The sequence below is a fragment of the Parabacteroides sp. KHUB-02 genome, assembly GCF_056640955.1.
On record NZ_JBWQEV010000001.1, the window covers coordinates 2728748 to 2749087 of the forward strand.

Genomic DNA, 20340 nt, shown 5'->3' on the forward strand with positions numbered 1-20340 from the left:
ATAATTTATTAATCAACTTACATATCATGAAACAAAACAATTTATGGATAGCGGCCTTGGCTTTAGGCATCACGCTATCGGCTCACGGACAACAAAGCGGTGGAGGCATCTCACCCACGATGTTGCAGCAAATCAAACAGTCTTATCAGGGAACGCCGGCCGATAAGGCGATCCGTAACGCAATCACCAATAACGACATCAACAAGCTTGCCGTTAATGGGGAGAGCAAGAACAATTTGGATACTTACTTCTCCAATAAGGTAGAGAGCAAAGGGATCTCCAACCAACGTTCCTCGGGCCGTTGCTGGCTTTTCACGGGATTGAACGTATTCCGTGCGCAGGCGATCCATAAATACGACATGGGTGAATTCCAATTCTCCCAGAATTATTCTTTCTTCTGGGATCAATTGGAGAAAGCGAACCTTTTCTTACAGGGCATCATCGATACTCGTCTGAAACCGATGGACGACAAGATGGTGGAATGGTTATTCAAGAACCCGATCGGAGACGGAGGGCAGTTCACGGGTGTCTCCGATATCTTGACCAAGTATGGCGTGGTTCCCGCCGAGGTCATGGTAGAGACCAACAGTAGCAACAGTACCGGACGCATGAGCAACCTGATCGGATTAAAGCTGAAAGAATACGGCTTGCAACTTCGCGACCTGTCTACGACCAAAGGCACGACCGTAGCGGATCTGGAGAAAAAGAAAACAGAGATGCTAGGTACGATTTACCGTATGCTCGTATTGAACTTGGGAGAGCCGCCTACGAAATTCACGTGGACTCGCAAAGACGCTAAAGGGAATCCGGTAGAGACGAAGGAATATACGCCTCAGTCCTTCTTCCAAGAATATATCGGGGACGATTTGAAAAACAACTATGTCATGTTGATGAACGATCCGAGCCGCGATTATTATAAGCTGTATGAGATCGATTACGACCGCCACGCTTACGATGGCAAGAACTGGACGTACGTAAACCTTCCGATCGAGGATATCAAACAAATGGCTATCGCTTCCATCAAGGACAGCACCATGATGTATTTCTCTTGCGACGTGGGCAAGTTCTTCGATCGTGACAGAGGTATTCTGGATGTAAACTTCTACGATTACGGTTCACTGATGGGTACGACTTTCGGCATGGATAAGAAACAACGTATCCAAACATTCGCCAGCGGTTCCTCACACGCCATGACCTTGATGGCTGTTGACCTCGACGCAAATGGAAAGCCGAAGAAATGGATGGTTGAGAATAGTTGGGGCCCCGGAGCGAACGCCGGCCACCTCATCATGACAGACCAATGGTTTAATGAGTATATGTTCCGTCTGGTAGTCAACAAGAAGTACATCACGGATCAAGTAAAAGAGATCTTGAAACAAACACCGACTCGCCTTCCCGCTTGGGACCCGATGTTCGCTGAAGAGGATTAAAATAAAATACGGATGAGATAGACAATGCGAATCGTTCAATTACCAATCCGTACATCTATCTCATCCGTATTCCATTGCTATATCAAAAGAGTCTGGGCATACAATCACTCGAATAGCAAACCCGGCTTTATCTATTAACGGATATGGATTTGCCGCAAGATCTGATCCGTCGCTCCTACACTGTTTTTCACAAAATCACCGGCAGCTTGCCCGGAGGTTTCCAAGGCTGTCGGGTCGGTCAATAACTCGTCCATCTTCGTTCGGAAAGTGGAATCGTCTGTGATGGAGAAACCACCACCTACGGCGATCAGATCCTTCGCCTCCTTAAACTTATGGTATCTCGGGCCGAATAAGACCGGCATCCCATAAACGGCGGCTTCCAACGTGTTGTGGATACCCGCTCCGAAACCACCACCGATATAAGCGATCTGTCCATAGCGATAAATGGAAGATAAGAGTCCGAAACTGTCGATGATCAAGCAATCCTTATCGGCCAGATCATCCTCATGCGCCTCCGATAGACGGACGGACGGACGTTTTAGCATCGCCTCGATAGAAAGGAGATGTTCCCGGTGAATCTCATGCGGGGCGATAATCAACTTCATCTCCGGATGCTCATGGAAATAAGGGATAAAGATCGCCTCGTCTTGAGGCCATGAACTGCCGGCCACCATCACGATCGGCCTCTTACCCTCCTTGCTTTCCAAGAAACGTTCGATAAACGGAAGCTCACGAGCTTGCTTACGGACATCCAACACCCGATCAAAACGGGTATCGCCGGTCACCGTCACATTCGTGATACCGAACTCGTTCAAGAGTTTCATCGAACGCTCGTCCTGAACAAAAAGATGATTAAAATAAGATAGCATCTTCCGGTACGGCTTTCCGAACCATTGGAAAAATAGCTGGTCGGGGCGGAATATAGCGGAAATGATATAAACCGGTATTCCCCGCTTCCGCAACTCACGCAAATAGTTCCCCCAAAACTCGTACTTGATAAATATGGCGATCGCCGGGTTCGCCAAATTCAGGAACTTCTTCACCCGGAAAGGCGTATCGAAAGGAAGATAGCAGATCACGTCCGCTCCCTTGTAATTCTTCCGTACCTCATAGCCAGAGGGAGAAAAGAAAGTCAGCAACACCTTATACTCCGGATGTTCCGCCTTGATCTTCTCGATCATAGGACGCCCTTGCTCGAACTCGCCCAGCGAGGAGGCATGGAACCAGATGTATTTAGCGTTCCGGTCGATCTTCTCACGAAGTATGGAATTTGTTTTCCATTGCCCGAATCGCATCAGTCTCGCCTTTTTATGGAAAGGCGAGATCAAAGCGACTACAAAAGCGTAGAGATGTATTGCTAAACTGTACATGATTATTTTAATATCTCGATAGCCCGTTGGATACGGCGGATAGACTCCTCTTTACCTAAAGCCTCGGTGATATCAAAGATGCCGGGGCCCTTGCCCTCGCCAACCAAGGCCAGACGGGCGGCGTTCATGATATTCCCCAAATGATATCCCTTGCTCTCGATCCAAGCCTTGCACTCGTTCTCGGTACCTTCTACGTCGAACGGCTCACGGGCACGCAATTGCTCGATAAACTCACCCAATTGAACAGCCGAATCTTCCTTCCAGCGTTTCTTGCGAGTCTTCTCATCGTACTCCGTCGGGGCGATAAAGAAGAAAGAGCAAAGATCCCATAACTCACTCACGAAATTGACACGGCCTTTCATCATGCCGACTACTTTCTCTACATAAGCATGGGTAGTCTGGATACCGTGGCTTTCCACGATCGGCAAGAATAGGTCAGCGATCTCCGTATTACTCTTCTCCAGCAAATAGTGATGGTTAAACCATCTGCCTTTCTCATAATCGAACTTAGCACCGCTCTTGCTGCAACGAGACAGGTCGAACAAACGGATCAAATCATCCATGCTCATCACCTCTTGATCGTTACCCGGATTCCAACCCAGCAAAGCAAGGAAGTTTACGACAGCCTCGGGGAAGTAGCCACTCTCACGATAGCCCGATGAGACATCACCCGTCTTCGGATCGTGCCATTCCAAGGGGAATACAGGGAAGCCCAGACGATCGCCGTCACGCTTGCTCAACTTACCATTACCTTCCGGTTTCAACAGCAACGACAGGTGGGCGAAACTAGGCATCGTATCTTCCCAACCGAAAAAACGATATAATAATACGTGAAGCGGCGCGCTCGGCAACCACTCCTCACCACGGATCACATGGGTAACCTCCATTAAATGGTCGTCAACGATATTCGCCAAGTGGTAAGTAGGCAATTGGTCAGCCGATTTATATAATACTTTATCATCCAAGATAGAGGAGTTGATAACGACCTCGCCACGGATCAAGTCATTCACATGGATATCCTCATTCGGCTCGATCTTAGCACGAACCACATACTGATGACCGGACTCGATTAGGTTCTGAACCTCTTCAGGGGAAAGTGTCAACGAGTTGCGCATTAGCGAACGGGTAGAGGCGTCGTATTGGAAATTGGCGATCTCCTTCCGTTTCTCCTCCAACTCGGCAGGCGTATCGAACGCTATATAAGCATGGCCATCGTTCAGCAATTGATCGACATACTTCTTGTAGATCTCACGACGCTCGCTCTGGCGATACGGGCCGTAGTTGCCGCCGAAGCTCACGCCCTCGTCGAACTTGATACCTAGCCAAGTCAAGGCCTCGATGATATAGTCTTCCGCCCCGGGAACGAAGCGTTGGGAATCCGTATCCTCGATACGGAGAATCATATCACCGCCATTCTGTTTAGCGAATAAATAGTTGTATAAAGCCGTGCGGACACCTCCGATATGCAGCGCCCCCGTAGGACTAGGCGCAAAGCGTACTCTTACTTTTCTTTGAGTCATAATACTTACATTCTATAATAATGGGGCAAAAGTACGCCTTTTTTTCCGCTTAGTGAAGTTTTTTACGTATATTTCGGACGCTAAAAGGAATCTATATGAAACAGAAGAATTACAATATACCGACCGTGGTCTACTTCGTGGTGACCGCGTTACTTATCGCCTACTTCTTCCCCCGGGAGGGAAAATTCCGTTATCAGTTCTATGAGGGCAAGCCTTGGAGATATGGATTACTCACCGCCCCGAGCGATTTCCCGATCTACAAGACCGACGACGAGGTAAAAGCGGAGAAAGACAGCGTACTCCGTAAGTTCGAGCCTTATTACCGCATGAACCCCGGCATCCAAAAGGAAGAGATCGAGAAACTGCGCACCAACTACAATAACGACAATAGCCTGCGAAGCAAAGTATCCCCCGCTTACATGCAGTACATCGAGAGCAGTCTAATTAACTTATACAAGAACGGTATCATCTCGTCGCAGGATCTGGACGAGCTACGGAAAGAGGAATACTCCCGTGTCAACCTCTTGGAGAACGCCATCGCACAGCCCCGCTACGTGAGCGACTTCTTCACCGTGCGCACCGCCTACGAGTTCATTATCAACAACTGCCCGTCACGGCTGGACAAATCCATCCTGCAATCGTGTGACATCAATAACTACCTCACCGAGAACATATCCTATGCCGCTGACATGTCCGACAAGATCAAGGAGGATATGCTACAGGGCGTATCGATCGCCAACGGCATGGTACAAGCCGGAGAACGTATCGTAGACCGGGGCGAGATCATCGACAACCATACCTACAACGTGCTCCGTTCCCTAAAGGCCATACACGAGGCCAAGACCGGAGGCACGCAGACGCAAGGCATCATATTGGCCGGGCAATTCGTGCTCGTCTTCGGGCTAATGTTCTGTTTCTGGCTCTACCTATGGTCTTTCCGCTTGAAGATATTCCACAACCGGAAGAACGTACTATTCTTGATCCTCTGCATATTCGTGAGTTGCATCCTTACGGAACTATGTGTTACCTACGCATTATTCAACGTATATATATTGCCGTTCGCCATCGTACCGATCGTAGTACGTACCTTCTTCGATTCCCGGACGGCGCTTTTCACGCACCTTATCATCGTGCTGATCTGCTCGTTGATGGTACCTTTCCCGCATGAGTTCCTGTTGCTACAAACCATAGCGGGCATGGTCGTGACGTTCAGCCTGAGAAACCTGAGCGAACGTTCACAACTGATCCGGTGCGCATTCTTCATCTTCCTCTCGTACGCCATCTGCTACATGAGCCTCACGTTGTTCCAAGAGGCGAACCTGAATAAGATCAACTGGATGATGATGCTCTATTTCGGCATCAACTTCATCCTCGTCATGTTCACCTACGTATTGGTATATATGCTGGAGAAGACGTTCGGCTACGTATCGGACATCACCTTGGTGGAACTGTCCAACATCAACAACCCGATCTTGAAAAAGCTTAGCGAGACTTGCCCGGGCACGTTCCAGCACTCCTTGCAGGTATCCATCCTCGCTTCCGAGGCGGCCGCCAAGATCGGCGCCAACGCCCAACTGGTACGTACCGGCGCCCTTTATCACGACATCGGGAAGATGAGCAACCCCGTCTTCTTCACCGAGAACCAATCGAGCGTGAACCCGCATAACCAGTTATCGTTCGACCAAAGCGCGCAGATCATCATCAGCCACGTCACCGAGGGCGTGAAGATCGCCGAGAAGGCCCTGTTACCCAAGGCGGTTATCAGCTTCATCCGTACGCACCACGGGCGTGGCAAGGCGAAGTATTTTTACAACTCTTTCAAGAACCAATACCCGGACAAGCCGATTAACGACGAGCTATTCACCTACCCCGGCCCGAATCCCTTCTCGAAGGAGACCGCCGTACTGATGATGGCCGATTCCGTGGAAGCCGCCTCCCGCAGCTTGAAGGAACATACCGAAGAGAGTATCAGCGCCTTGGTGAACAAGATCATCGACGGGCAGATCGCCGACGGCTTGCTAAAGAGCGCTCCGCTGACCTTCAAGGACGTGGAGACCATAAAGAGCGTATTCGTAGACAAACTGAAAACCATGTTCCATACCCGAATCAGCTATCCGGACTTGAAAAAACAATAATTATCAAGCAGATAGGCATACAGCCATCGGCACAGAACCATAATGCCTATTGTAAGGTTCTTATAATCGCAGTTATAAGCATCTTACAATGGGCATTCTAGCAACCTTACGATGGGCATCGTAATAATCGGCAATATTCCAACAACCCGGCGCAAGCGTCTTCCAATAGATCCAAGACCAGCTCGAAGCCCTCGGCACCGCTATAATAAGGATCCGGGACGTGATCGTACAACTTATTCCGGGAGAACTCGGTCATCCGATGTATCTTAGCGACGGATTCCAGATCGGGAGCCATCCGTTTCAAGTCCGTTATATTTTGGTCGTCCATGCCGATAATCAAATCGAAGTCATGGAAGTCCCACTGACGTACCGGACGGGAGATCGAATCCAACACATATCCCCTACGGGCCGCATGCGCCCGCATCCGTGAATCCGCCCGGTCTCCTTCATGATACCCGGTGATCCCGGCGGAATCGATCTCAATCCGATCTCCCAATCCCGCATCCTTCACCAACCTCTTCATTACTGCCTCCGCCGACGGAGAGCGACATATATTCCCCAAGCACACAAACAACAACCGTACCTTCTCCTCCTTCATCACTAAGCTCCTTTCCATTAATTTTCAATTTTCAATTCTCCATTTTCAATTCTCAAGCCGGGTCCACATCATAATGAACCAGCAACTGCTTAAACGGTACATATCCTTGCATCTCAGTATGAATACCCTCCAATATCTCACGAAGCGGAGCGATCCCGGCGGATATCTCGATCTTCAAGACGATCTTCTTGATATGAAGCGTCTGTACCCGAGTGATAGGCGGCGTAACCGGCCCCAACACCCGCTCACCCAAACGAGCACGAAGTTTCTCGGCGTATAAAGCAGACATTTCCTGCAAAGCCTCCTCATTCCGACTCCGAAGGATCAAGACGATCAAACGGTAGTAAGGCGGGTAACGGAACATACTACGCTCGCTCAATTGCAAGCTCACCATTTCCTTATAAGCAAAATGCTGCACCATACGGATCAAAGGATGCTCCGGCTGAGTAGTCTGCAAGATCACCGTACCCCGCTTATCCCGTCGTCCGGCACGTCCGCTAACCTGTACCATCAATTGATAAGCCCGCTCGTGCGCCCGGAAGTCAGGGAAATTCATCAGGCTATCGGCACTCAGGATTCCGACCACGCTGACATTCCCGAAATCCAATCCCTTCGACAACATCTGGGTACCAATCAAGATTTGTGTCTTCCCCTTCTCGAAATCCGAGATGATCCGCTCGTAAGCCGTGCGGGTACGGGCCGTATCGAAATCCAGCCGCTCCACCTTCGCCGCTGGGAATTGCCCAGCGATCTCCTCCTCTACCTTCTCCGTACCGAAGCCTTGCATCTTGAACTCCGTCCCCTTACACTCGGGACATACCTGCGGCAAGCGGTAGGTATAACCGCAATAATGGCAAACCAGCTGATTATGCGCCTTGTGGTAGGTAAGGCTAACGTCGCAATTCACGCAACGAGGCACCCACCCGCACCCTCGGCACTCGATCATCGGGGCGAATCCCCGGCGGTTCTGGAATAGGATCGCCTGCTCGCCCCGGGATAGGGCCTCCCGCACCTTCTCCACCAACAGAGGGGAGAAAAGGGTATCTTTCATGATCTTCTTGCGCTTTAGCTCCTTCACGTCCACCGTAATAATCTCCGGCATCAAGCAATCACCGTAGCGGGTAGATAACTCAACCAGACCGTATTTCCCCGCCGTAGCGTTGAAATAAGAATCGATGGAGGGGGTGGCGGAACCCAATAAGGTCTTACCGCCGTGCATACCCGCCAAGACGATGGCAGCGTTACGGGCATGGTAACGGGGTGCCGGGTCCTGCTGCTTATACGTATTCTCATGCTCCTCGTCCACGATAATCAAGCCCAAGTCCTTAAACGGAAGGAAGAGGGACGAACGGACCCCCAATACCAGCATAGGCTCGTCGTTATGCAATAGCTTATTCCAAACTTCCACCCGCTCGTTATCCGAGAACTTAGAGTGGTAGACCAATAGCTTATCCCCGAATAATTTCGCCAGCCGTTCCGTGATCTGGGTCGTGATAGCGATCTCCGGCAACATATATAAAACCTGCCGCCCCAGCCGCAAGACCTCATGGATCAAACGGACGTATATCTCGGTCTTACCACTGGAAGTCACGCCATGAAGCAAGCAGACCTCCTTCGTCTTGAAAGCCTCATGGATCTCTCCATAGGCTTTCTCTTGCGCCGGACTGAGCGGATTCGGCTCTTGCAAGCGGCAGACAGATACTTGCAAACGACCCACCTCTTTCTCGTAACTCTCCAAGATACCCCGTTTCAGCAGCCCCTCCAATACCGCAGAGGTATAACCACTGCGTTCCAATAGCTCTTTCTTGGAAAGCTCCTTCGATAAAGCGGGATTCAAGGTATGGCTTAAATCCAAGAAGCTGACCAGCAGAAGCTCTTGCTTCTTCGCTCGTTTCAAATCCTCGAACACCGCCTGTAATTTCGTCTCATCCCGGTAAGCCTCGGCCAAACGGATAAACGCCTGTGTCTTGGGAACGAATCCTCGCTTTAGCTCCTCGCTCACCTCGACCGCCCCTTTCACCATCAAGGAAGAGACGATCGGGACAACATTTCGAAGACCGGTCTTCTTCTCCAACTCCGAGATCGTCAATTTCAAAACCCCGCTAAAAGCATCCAGTACCGCTTGCTCGTTCGGGCGCAAGGGGGCGGTGGCCTCGAAATCCTCATTATAAGTAACCGTCGTCTCGCTTTCCAACTTTAAGCCGGAAGGCAAGGCCGCCTTATACACGTCGCCCAGCTTACATATATAATAAGAAGATATCCATTTCCAGAAACGGAGTTGCGGACGGCGGAGCACCGGCGTGGCATCCAGCAAAGCGTAGATCTCCTTCGTCTCAAAATCGGATACCGGTTCCCGGTCGTGTACCTCCATGACGATAGCCGTATAATATCGTTTCTTCCCGAAATGCACGATCACCCGGCAACCGGGAGTCACGGCTCTCTCCAGATCTTCGGGTATCCGATAGGTATAGCTATTCTCCAAAGGAAGGGGAAGTATGACGTCCGCGTATTTCATTCAAACAGGTGTTTCATTACGAGCCCAAAAATAACAAAAAAGGCCGGACTTCTAAAGCCCAGCCTCTCTCATTTTATTTTCACCTATTTAGAACAAGATCGCTGCCGTGATAGACCATCCACGGTTCTTTCCGGCACCGTCGGAGAGGTTCACCTTCTCAATACTATAGTTATCAGTCAGTCCCAGACCATAATTGAAACCCACCTGCAAGTGACTGATCAGCTCCACGCCGGCACCGAAGTTAAGACCTGCGCTGAAATTCTTCGCCTTCACCTGATCCGCTACGGAACCCGGGATATCCCAAAACTTATCACCGCCTACACGGAAACCGATATACGGACCGGCTGCCAGATACGCCTTGACGATCGGTAAGCCGAATTTCCATTTCAAGTTGACCGGAACATCGATATAATCCGTCTTCATCGAAGTCTTCACCCCGCCAGCCGAGGTCGTTTCCAAACCTTTTTGCGAATACAACACTGCCGCATCGATCCCGACACCGACCAACGGTAAGGTCGTCTCGATCATCGGACCCACTTGGAAGCCGGTTACGTTATCCGCTTTCAACACGTCCGAGTTGAAATGAACAGACGATATATTCACACCTCCCTTGATACCGAATTTAAGCTGAGCGTTCGCCGGAAGCGCCATCAACGCTAGCAAGGCAACCATAACAAGTCCCACAATTTTCTTCATATTCATACTTCTTTTGTTAATTACTCGTTGCAAATAAACGCACTTTTCTAATAATAAACAAATATTCTCTATAGAGTGTTCACGGAATACCCCAGTCCTTTAAACGCAAAGAAAGCATGCATCTTACACACGGAGCTCATCCCGTCGGTCAGATTCATGCTTCTTTCCCTAATTATTATGGCAAAATAATTATCCGAAACCATGAGACGACTTGATAAGAAAACCTTGGATAAAGAATAGTAAAAACCGGATACGGTTCTTGCGTTCTCTTCCGGCCTTTCCTCGAAGCCGTCGAAAATATACACGCCTTGCAGGTCTTCTGACTTACTTCCGGTCTTAAGCGCCTTCCCATTCACTTGAATGAACAGTGGCAACAGTATTGCTCAACCCGTTTATGAAGCTTACAGCAGCGGGACTGTCCGGGATTCTCACCCGATTCCCTTTTAATCCCTATCCGGCGATTGCCGAAAGGGAACAAAGCATGTAGCAAAGATACATAAAGTTTTGATGTAGCCTAACACTTTCCACAAAAAATATCCTTATATTCCCGGTTCCTGATATAGCATAAAGCCGCCCCGATAGCCGTGCGATATTCGGCATACTCCGGTATCTTGAAATGGACATCGCACATCTCCTCCAGACGGGGGAAAATATCCGGGCATTGTGGCAAGCGAGTCAGGTTACCGATCAATACGATATTCTTGATATCGCCATTTAACGAGGCGAAAACAGCTCCTTGTCCGATGGTCTGCAAGACCATATGAACGATACCGAGAGCGATATCCTCAACCTTAGCGTTCGCGTCCGCTTTTCCGAAAATAGAGGCTGTCACGTCCAGCGGCAGGCCGGGTAGCGGATGCGGCGTAATATCCCGGATATGCAAGTCGATATCATTCAAGGAACCGTGCTCGGCCAAAGACGCTATTTGGTGAAAGTCATGCGTTTTCAATAATAGCTTAGACAAGCCGAGGATTGTTCCGCCACCGATACCCAATCCCCCGATATGCTCGATCGTGGAGCCTTGTACCTTGACAAAGGAGGTACCCGTTCCCATGCTGACCACCAATAGACTGTCCAGTCCCGTATTATATTGCGCCCCTAGCCCATTCGCAAGGAACTCATCCGTCTTCGCAGTTGGTAAGCCATATAAAGGTTGATCGATATAGGCGCTACCTACACCCGTCAAGATCACTTTCTCTATATTCGAGAGCGAGATGTTATTATCATAAATATACTTACCGAAGGCTCCGAATAAAGAGGTTACCGGATCGGTAGCTTTCACGAACATCGGGTTCTTGATCTTCTTATCCTCCACGCCGACGATCTTGGTCGTGCTACCTCCCACATCTATACCTATAACGATTCCCATGATTCTTTCCCTTTTTAATTGAATAATCGCTACAAAAGTACATAAACCCGCATACAATACTAAAAAAGGCCGGACAAAATCAATTGTCCAGCCTCTCTTTATTTAAAAACCGTAAGGTCTAAACTCTATTTATTCGCCTAACAAGATCTCAAGGATCTGGCAAGCTGCCTTCGATACGGAAGTACCCGGGCCAAAGATAGCGGCAACGCCAGCCTTATACAAGAAGTCATAGTCTTGAGCCGGGATTACACCTCCAGCAATAACGATGATGTCCTCACGACCTAGTTTCTTCAACTCCTCGATAACCTGCGGAACCAACGTCTTATGACCAGCGGCCAAAGAAGAAACGCCCATTACGTGAACGTCGTTCTCCACAGCTTGACGGGCAGCCTCGGCCGGAGTCTGGAACAACGGTCCCATATCTACGTCGAAACCACAGTCCGCATAACCAGTAGCGACAACCTTAGCGCCACGGTCGTGTCCGTCCTGACCCATCTTAGCGATCATGATACGAGGCTGACGGCCTTCTTTCTTAGCGAATTGCTCGCAAAGCTCGCAAGCTTTCTGGAAGTCTGCGTCTTTCTTAGTTTCTGATGAATACACGCCTGAAATAGTTCTAATGATTGCTTTATAACGACCTACAACCACCTCGCAAGCATCGGAGATCTCTCCCAATGACGCACGCAAGCCGGCAGCCTTAACAGCCAACTCTAATAAGTTGCCCTTCTTCGTCTTCACGCACTCCGTGATATCAGCCAAAGCTTTTTGAACAGCGGCTTCGTCACGGTTAGCACGCAACTCCTTCAAAGCGGCGATCTGCTCGTTACGTACGGCTGTATTATCGATCTCAAGGATATCGATCGGATCTTCCTTCGGCAAACGATATTTGTTAACACCAACGATGGTCTGAACACCAGAGTCGATACGAGCCTGTGTACGAGCGGCAGCTTCCTCGATACGCATCTTAGGAAGACCTGTCTCGATGGCTTTCGCCATACCACCCATGCTCTCGATCTCTTGGATCAATGCCCAACCTTTATGTACCAACTCATTCGTCAAAGACTCTACATAGTAAGAACCAGCCCACGGGTCGATCTCCTTACAGATCTTAGTCTCTTCCTGAATGTAAATCTGTGTATTACGAGCGATACGAGCAGAGAAGTCGGTCGGCAAAGCGATCGCCTCATCCAATGCGTTCGTATGCAAAGATTGTGTATGTCCTAATGTAGCGGCCATAGCCTCGATACAAGTACGTCCTACGTTATTGAACGGATCTTGCTCGGTCAATGACCAACCGGAAGTCTGGCTATGTGTACGCAATGCCAATGATTTCGGGTTCTTAGCGCCGAAGCTCTTCACGATCTTCGCCCACAACATACGAGCCGCACGCATCTTGGCGATCTCCATGAAGTGATTTACACCGATAGCCCAGAAGAATGACAAACGGGGAGCGAACGCATCCACATCGATACCGGCGTTGATACCGGCACGAAGATATTCCATACCGTCGCACAACGTATAAGCCATCTCGATATCAGCCGTAGCACCAGCCTCCTGCATATGATAACCGGAGATAGAGATAGAGTTGAACTTCGGCATCTTCTGAGAGGTGTACTCGAAGATATCAGCGATAATCTTCATGGAGAACTCAGGCGGATAGATATAGGTATTACGTACCATGAACTCTTTCAATATATCGTTCTGGATCGTACCGGCCATTTCCTCCAACTTAGCACCTTGCTCCAAACCTGCGTTGATATAGAATGCCAATACCGGAAGCACACCACCATTCATGGTCATGGAAACAGACATCTTGTTCAAAGGAATACCATCGAATAACACTTTCATGTTCTCCAAGGAACAGATAGATACACCCGCTTTACCTACATCACCAACCACACGTTCGTTGTCGGCATCGTAACCACGGTGAGTCGGAAGGTCGAACGCAACGGACAAACCTTTCTGACCGGAAGCCAAGTTACGGCGATAGAAAGCGTTAGACTCCTCAGCGGTAGAGAAACCTGCGTACTGACGGATTGTCCAAGGACGCATAGCGTACATACCGCTGTACGGGCCACGTAGATAAGGAGGCAAACCGGAAGCATAGTTCAAGTGCTCCATACCCTCCAAGTCTTCTTTTGTATATACAGGTTTCACCTCGATATGCTCGGGTGTTTTCCAATTGGGCTCGATGCCATTGGCTTTTGCCCATTCGGCAGCGTTTGTAGCTGCGAATCCGGCATTCTTTATATCTATGTTTTTAAAATCTGGTCTCATAATTGTTTATACTTAAGCGATTCCTAATTTAGCGTTGAATGCTTTCAATGTCTCAAGCACATTGCTCTTTACATTTACGAACTGGTCGATACCTTGAGCCTTCAAGTCGTCCGCGCAAGCAGGAGCTCCGGCTACAACGAATTCGGCACGTCCGGCCAAAGCCTTGTAAGCGGCAGGAGCGAATTCTGCATACTCGTCATCACTAGAGCAAAGAACCACGATCTCGGCACCCGCCTTGACAGCAGCCTCAACACCAGCCTCAACCGTATCGAAGCCTAAGTTATCAATTATCTTATATCCGGCACAAGCGAAGAAGTTAGCGGAGAACTGTGAACGAGCCAAACGCATCGCCAAGTTACCTATCGTCAACATAAATACCTTCGGAGTCTTGCCACTCTTCTCTGTCGTCATACGCAAAGCCTCGAATTCAGAAGCGCCGCGAGAGAAATCTAGAGCCGGGATCGTTGCCTCACCGCAATGACCACCGCCACAACAGCAAGAACCTTTTTCTTGAATCTTATCGGCAGCTACTTCCGTGAAGTTAGGATACTGGTTAGAACCCAACAAGATCTCACGACGGGTAGCAACCGCTTTCTTACGAGCTACATTCGAAGCGTTAACGGCATTTTGGATCTCACCTGCGTTCACGGCAACGGAGAATCCTCCTTTTTCCTCAACCTCCAAGAACAACTTCCAAGCGACATCAGCCAAGGAATTCGTCAATACCTCTACATAATAAGAACCGGCAGACGGGTCAACGACCTTATCCAAGTGGCACTCTTCCTTCAATAATAATTGTTGGTTACGTGCGATACGCTCAGAGAAATCGTCTGGAGTCTGGTAAATCTTATCAAACGGGCGAACCGTGATAGAGTCTACGCCGGCAAGAGCGGCAGACATAGCCTCAGTTTGAGAACGAAGCAAGTTTACGTGAGCATCGTAAACCGTCATGTTCCACTCTGAAGTCTGTGCGTGAGCAACCATCTTGCAAGCGCATTCGCAGGCCGGCTTATAAGCGGCTACGATCTCGGCCCACAACCAACGAGCCGCACGGAGCTTAGCGATTTCCATGAAGTAGTTAGAGCTGATACCAAAATTGAATTTGATTTTCTTGGCAACCTCGTCAGCGGTGAAACCAGCCTCGGTAAGTTTTGCCATCAATTCGTTACCCCAAGCCAAGGCGTAACCTAATTCCTGAGAAATGTAAGCGCCAGCATTGTTGAAAAGGAACGCATTTACAGCCAATACACGGTAGTTAGGCAAAGCCTGTCCAGCTTTGAGCACAGCTGCGGCACCTTCTACCCACTCACTGTTTTCTTTACCTTTTACTAAAGGTTTCTTGAAAGCGTCATAGTTTACAGAACCGTAGCACTTCTCTGCGTCGACACCCTTGCCTTTGAAGTAGTCAGCCAAGATACCGATCAACTTCTCCGCTTTGCAGTTGCAAGTGTTGAAGTTCAATTCTACGGAAGCCGGACAAATACCTTCTAATAAAGTAGCTATATTCTCCTCGTTCACCTCATCACCTTTGATGATGAACCCAAGAGAAGTAACACCTTTCGTCAAAAGGTCAAGTGCTTTCTCATTAGCACCCTTGAAGCAGCAAACTTCAATGTTCTGGCGTACCTTCCAATCGTTGTCTTTCTTCGTTCCACGAACATAAGGGAATTCACCGGGAAGAGACTCTGTAGTCTTTAAACCCTCGATGTCTTCTGCACGATAGAAAGGATTTACATTAAATCCTTCGCCTGTCTTCCAAACAAGCTTTTTCTCAAACGGTACCCCTTTCAGGTCGGCCGTTATCTTCGCCATCCACTCTTCAGTAGACACAGGAGCGAATTCTGAGAAAAGTTTTTCTTTAAGTTCTGCCATAATATTAGTTGTTTATTAAACTGGTATTAGTAATGTTCAATACTATTTTGTTCAATTACAGATGGCAAAGGTAGAATAAATAAACAGTACCGACAATGAAAAAACAATGAAATCGCAACTACTTTTAACGCCTTTTAGTGGTATTCTCCCCGTTTTCTTGGCATTTTGATAAAAAACACACTTTTTCTTCAAAAAAACTCGGTTCAACTATTGCAGAATTAAAAAATATATCTACCTTTGCATCGTCAAACAAAAACAATGACACCTAAATGGTGGATTCGTCTAACGGTTAGGACACATGCCTCTCACGCATGTAATACGAGTTCGATTCTCGTATCCACTACAAAAGCTCTCAATCTATTGGTTGGGAGTTTTTTTTTATATACCTTCGCTACCCGATAGTATCCTAAGTCTTTCATTATACACTAAATTATATCATGAAAAGTAAAAAGACCGTCTTTCTGACCGGAGCCACCGGGACGATGGGACATGCCGGATTGGTCGAGTTGTCCAAGCGGCTAGATCGTTTTAATATAACACTTTTGGCTCGTCCAAGCAAAATCAATAAAGAGAAATTAGCCGCATATGAGGCCATGGCAGGGATCCGTATCGTTTGGGGAGACTTGACAAATTATCAAGATGTCTTAAATGGAGTAATGGGGGCGGACTACGTATTGCATGTAGGTGGAATGGTTTCCCCGGCAGCGGATTATTTCCCTAAAAAAACCTTGAAAGTAAACACGACCGCCGCCCAATATATCGTGGATGCCGTAAAAGCACAACCGAACTCAGACCGGATCAAGGTAGTCTATATCGGCTCCGTAGCGCAAACCGGCCACCGTAACGCACCTGTTCATTGGGGACGTACGGGAGATCCGATCAATATAAGTGTCTATGATCATTATGCCATCTCAAAGACAATAGCCGAACGTATTTTCGTGGAGTCGGGTATTAAACATTGGGCGTGCCTTCGCCAAACCGGTATCTTATGCCCCGAATTATTATTCAAGGGTTCGGACCCAATCACATTCCACGTACCGCTAGACGGCGTGCTGGAATGGGCTACCGCCGAGGATTCCGGTCGCTTACTAGCGAATGTATGCGAGGAGGAGGTGCCGGATAAGTTTTGGAACCGTTTCTATAATATTAGTAGCGGCCCGTCTTTCCGCCTGACGAATTATGAGTTTGAGAGTAAATTGTTAAAAGCGATTGGCTGTCCCGCCCCAGAGAAAATATTCGAACCGAACTGGTTCGCTATCCGTAATTTCCACGGACAATGGTATACCGATTCAGATCTATTGGAAGGATATCTGCATTTCCGCAGTAACCAAACTTGCGACGATTATTTTAAATGGATGGCCAGCCAAGTCCCTTGGTATTTCCACCTAGCAAAGATCGTCCCTCCTATCTTCATAAAACTGGGTATGGGAGCCATCGCTAAAAAGCCGGGACTGGGAACTCGTAACTGGATCAAGAACAGACACCAAGATCGTATATCCGCATATTTTGGCTCGTATGAGGATTGGCAAGCAATCCCGGGTTGGGATAAGATCCGGACAGAACGCCCCTCCGAAACACCCGTCTTTCTGGATCATGGTTATGATGAAAGTAAGCCTAAATCAGAATGGAATATCGAGGATATGCGTAAAGCCGCGGAATTCAGGGGAGGAAAATGCTTGTCACCGGCCATGACAAAAGGAGATTTATCGACTCCACTCGATTGGGAGTGCCAATTCGGTCACCGTTTTAAGGCCTCTCCCACATTAGTATTATTAGGAGGCCATTGGTGCCCGGAATGTTTACCTCTCCCTTGGAATTACGACGAGATCGCTAAAGGAAATCCGTTCTTTGCCCAAGTATGGTATCCATTCCACGATAAAAAGGAACACAATGTATATGATGAATCCATATTCACTGACTTCAAGGAATAAAATTCAACGCATCAAGAGATTTTTGTTTTTTAGATTATTTATCTCAACGCAACATACTTTTACCGGATATTATCTGTTATAACAATATAAGCACTATATACCATAAACATAAAAACAGATTTTATCATGACAAAAGGATCGATCGGATTAAATGCAGGAGCTATCTGGAATTTGCTTTCAGATGGCCAACATTGGAGTTTTGAGGCGTTGAGAGCAAAATCCGCTCTAACAGATGCGGATCTATGGTCCGCTATCGGTTGGCTCGCTAGAGAAAATAAGATTGAAATTGATAATACCAGCAGCCACCCTATCTTCTGTCCGGGTACCAACTTTTATTTTTAAATGACATTTATGATATTTCATTGTGAAGGATTTCACTTTCTTCGCAATGAAATCTTCAAAAAAACACTTACTTTGTAACCCTAACGAAATAAAAACAATACGATTATGAATCCTACTTTCGGAGCTTCCATTCTTTCTTGGATACCACCTATGTGGACACCAGAAGCCGGTCTTTTCGCTATCCAGCAAGCATCTGCCGCCGGTTTTGATTTACTGGAAATTTTGTTGCCTCCTTCCATGGAGTTCGACGCTCCAACCGTAAAGCGACAATTGAAACAACACGGATTGAAGGCGACTTGTTCTCTCAATCTTCCCAAAGAAGCGCATATTCCTTTTTATCCCAAGAAAGCGACTTGTCTGATCAAGGAGGCGCTGGATAAAGCGAGCGAACTGGAGGTTGATTACTTGGGAGGTGTCTTACATTCCGGCATCGGGGTCTTTTCCGGCAAACAGCGAACACAAGAAGAAGAAAATACACTTTGTGAGGTATGGGCAGAGGTTGCCGAATACGCCGCACGATCTGGAATCACGATCGGCATCGAGCCGATCAATCGCTATGAAAGTTATATGTGTACCTCTGCGGAGGAAGTCCTGCGCTTTATCAAACGCGTAAACGCACCGAATTTGTCTTTGCATCTGGATACTTTCCATATGAATATAGAAGAGACGAGTTTTTATGAACCGGTTATTGCGGCTGGCAGCCGGCTTCGCCATATTCACATGACTGAAAGTGACCGGGGAATGCTGGGTGAGGGAAACGTACGCTGGGATGATTTGTTCCGGGGACTACAGGAAATCGATTTCAATGGGAATTTAGTTTTGGAGAATTTCTCCAATTCTGTTCCCGGTATGGCGGAAGCCGTATCTTTGTGGCGTCCGTCTAAATACAATGCCGATGCCTTAGCCAAAGGCAGTCTCGCCTTCATGCGTAAGATGGCACGCGAATATCAATAAAGCATCAATTACCGCAAGACCACCGCAGTATTACCGCACGGCGGTTGCAGTAATGTCATGTCAAATGAGATGGTAGCATCAATCTTATCATTTAAATAGCTGCTGAACGACAGCGCTATCCCCATCATTCGGAGCAGGTTGTATATTCAATAAACGGGCAATCATCAAGTAAAGGTTCACGTTCGCCATTTGCGGGACCTCCGCATGTCTCTTGAACGAGGGACCTGCCGCATAGAATATGGCCTCCATCTCCGGCGTAAAATTATCGTAACCATGTGTCGCCGCATAACGGGGAGATGATTTCTCTCGGAATTCTACATACGTTCCAATATGTGGAGAAACAACTAAGTCACTAACTCGAGGATTCTTTCCGTAAACAAATTTCTCAGGAATCTCGTTTTTCTTCCATACGGTTATATTCGGCACTTTCTGTAAAATCGCATAGGCAGTATCCACATAGGTTTTCTTGGGATACAATAATGTAGGAACGCCATCAAAAACACAATCGAAACTATCCCGGGGTAGATAATCATTCAAGTTCACATATTTCTCGGGATAATAGGTGGCCATTCCATGATCCGAAAGAACGATAAAATCGATCTTATCGAAAATATCCAACTGACGGGCTTCCGTGAAGAAATGATTCAAGACTTTATCCAAGTTCTCCACCACATCCAAGGTCGCCGACGAATCCGGGGTAGCGGAATGACCTATCGCATCCGGTTCTTCCATATACCACATAATCAAATGAGGACGCACATCTTCCGGCAACTTCAGCCAAGATATCACGGAATCAGCACGATCTGAAAAAGGAACCGATTTATCAAACGGCTTCCATATTGAAGGCTGACCACTCTCTAAAGGCACCTCACTACCTACCCAATAGAACGAGGCGGTACGAACCCCTTGGCGTTCCGCCGTATTCCAAATAGGTTCTCCACCATAAAATTGCGGATCAAGATTTCCCATCCGGTATGAGCTATCAAGCTCCGCGTCATAAAAGAAATTATTTACCAAACCATGGTGATCCGGATGCAATCCGGTAGCCATGCTATAATGATTCGGGAAAGTCACGCTGGGATAACACGGGCGAAACGTGGAGCGAACCCCCACATTCGCCAAAGAATCCAACGTCGGAGTATGAGCACGTGACGGATAATCAGAGCGGAAACCGTCCATTGATAAAACTACGACATAACGATCCGATTGTTTTTTCGTTTGGCAACCGGTAAAAGCCAATGAACAAATACAAAAGAAACTAACGAGTAAGAACTCAATACGATTATTCCACATATCATTAAATTAAAAAAGAGGTCCACAAAGATAGTGAA

14 protein-coding genes, 1 tRNA gene and 1 riboswitch are annotated in these 20340 nt (G+C 47.9%); of the genes, 6 read left to right on the top strand and 9 right to left on the bottom strand.

Going from position 1 to position 20340, the window contains the following annotated elements; all coding sequences use genetic code 11:
* The first annotated feature begins 26 nt into the window (after positions 1-26).
* Positions 27-1430, top strand: a complete 1404-nt coding sequence (locus ACYIA1_RS12130; RefSeq protein ID WP_048927520.1) for a C1 family peptidase — start codon at positions 27-29, stop codon at positions 1428-1430.
* A gap of 134 nt (positions 1431-1564) precedes the next feature.
* Here ACYIA1_RS12130 and ACYIA1_RS12135 read toward each other — a convergent pair whose 3' ends face one another.
* Positions 1565-2800, bottom strand: coding sequence for a 3-deoxy-D-manno-octulosonic acid transferase (locus tag ACYIA1_RS12135; RefSeq protein ID WP_048927519.1), 1236 nt, complete (start codon positions 2798-2800; stop codon positions 1565-1567).
* Positions 2801-2802: 2 nt separating this feature from the next.
* A complete protein-coding gene (gltX, locus tag ACYIA1_RS12140; protein ID WP_005867230.1) occupies positions 2803-4320 on the bottom strand; it encodes a glutamate--tRNA ligase in 1518 nt (505 codons plus the stop codon).
* A 95-nt stretch (positions 4321-4415) separates the two neighbouring features.
* On the opposite strand from gltX, the gene ACYIA1_RS12145 reads away from it, so the two are divergent.
* The gene (locus ACYIA1_RS12145) at positions 4416-6455 is read left to right on the top strand and encodes an HD family phosphohydrolase (RefSeq protein ID WP_048927518.1); all 2040 of its coding nucleotides are present in this window, start codon (positions 4416-4418) and stop codon (positions 6453-6455) included.
* A 106-nt stretch (positions 6456-6561) separates the two neighbouring features.
* Here ACYIA1_RS12145 and ACYIA1_RS12150 read toward each other — a convergent pair whose 3' ends face one another.
* From ACYIA1_RS12150 to mutA, 6 genes are all read right to left on the bottom strand, one after another.
* Positions 6562-7071: a low molecular weight protein-tyrosine-phosphatase gene (locus ACYIA1_RS12150; RefSeq protein WP_172618161.1), complete on the bottom strand. Its 510-nt coding sequence runs from the start codon at positions 7069-7071 to the stop codon at positions 6562-6564.
* A gap of 34 nt (positions 7072-7105) precedes the next feature.
* The gene (gene priA, locus ACYIA1_RS12155) at positions 7106-9568 is read right to left on the bottom strand and encodes a replication restart helicase PriA (protein WP_480335392.1); all 2463 of its coding nucleotides are present in this window, start codon (positions 9566-9568) and stop codon (positions 7106-7108) included.
* 87 nt (positions 9569-9655) lie between these two features.
* Positions 9656-10264 carry a porin family protein gene (locus ACYIA1_RS12160; protein WP_005867222.1) on the bottom strand — a complete coding sequence of 203 codons (609 nt, stop codon included), beginning with the start codon at positions 10262-10264 and terminating at the stop codon, positions 9656-9658.
* Positions 10265-10556: 292 nt separating this feature from the next.
* Positions 10557-10759, bottom strand: a riboswitch (cobalamin riboswitch).
* 19 nt (positions 10760-10778) lie between these two features.
* The gene (coaW, locus tag ACYIA1_RS12165; protein WP_008773692.1) at positions 10779-11633 is read right to left on the bottom strand and encodes a type II pantothenate kinase; all 855 of its coding nucleotides are present in this window, start codon (positions 11631-11633) and stop codon (positions 10779-10781) included.
* 129 nt (positions 11634-11762) lie between these two features.
* On the bottom strand, positions 11763-13910 hold the full coding sequence (scpA, locus tag ACYIA1_RS12170; protein ID WP_048927515.1) for a methylmalonyl-CoA mutase: 2148 nt from the start codon (positions 13908-13910) through the stop codon (positions 11763-11765).
* Positions 13911-13922: 12 nt separating this feature from the next.
* Complete coding sequence (gene mutA, locus ACYIA1_RS12175) at positions 13923-15782, bottom strand: methylmalonyl-CoA mutase small subunit (protein ID WP_048927514.1); 1860 nt, start codon at positions 15780-15782, stop codon at positions 13923-13925.
* Positions 15783-16053: 271 nt separating this feature from the next.
* Between mutA and ACYIA1_RS12180 the strand changes: the two genes are divergently transcribed.
* The 4 genes from ACYIA1_RS12180 to ACYIA1_RS12195 all read left to right on the top strand — a co-directional run bounded on the left by ACYIA1_RS12180 (position 16054) and on the right by ACYIA1_RS12195 (position 19009).
* A tRNA-Glu gene (locus ACYIA1_RS12180) sits at positions 16054-16125 on the top strand.
* Positions 16126-16219: 94 nt separating this feature from the next.
* Positions 16220-17713 carry an NAD-dependent epimerase/dehydratase family protein gene (locus tag ACYIA1_RS12185; RefSeq protein WP_048927513.1) on the top strand — a complete coding sequence of 498 codons (1494 nt, stop codon included), beginning with the start codon at positions 16220-16222 and terminating at the stop codon, positions 17711-17713.
* A 126-nt stretch (positions 17714-17839) separates the two neighbouring features.
* Entirely contained in the window at positions 17840-18055 is a 216-nt protein-coding gene (locus ACYIA1_RS12190; RefSeq protein WP_005854120.1) for a winged helix-turn-helix domain-containing protein, read from the top strand.
* A 105-nt stretch (positions 18056-18160) separates the two neighbouring features.
* Positions 18161-19009 carry a sugar phosphate isomerase/epimerase family protein gene (locus tag ACYIA1_RS12195; RefSeq protein ID WP_036615478.1) on the top strand — a complete coding sequence of 283 codons (849 nt, stop codon included), beginning with the start codon at positions 18161-18163 and terminating at the stop codon, positions 19007-19009.
* A gap of 87 nt (positions 19010-19096) precedes the next feature.
* On the opposite strand, the gene ACYIA1_RS12200 is transcribed toward ACYIA1_RS12195, so the two are convergent.
* Positions 19097-20302: an alkaline phosphatase family protein gene (locus tag ACYIA1_RS12200; protein WP_005867211.1), complete on the bottom strand. Its 1206-nt coding sequence runs from the start codon at positions 20300-20302 to the stop codon at positions 19097-19099.
* Positions 20303-20340: the final 38 nt, after the last annotated feature.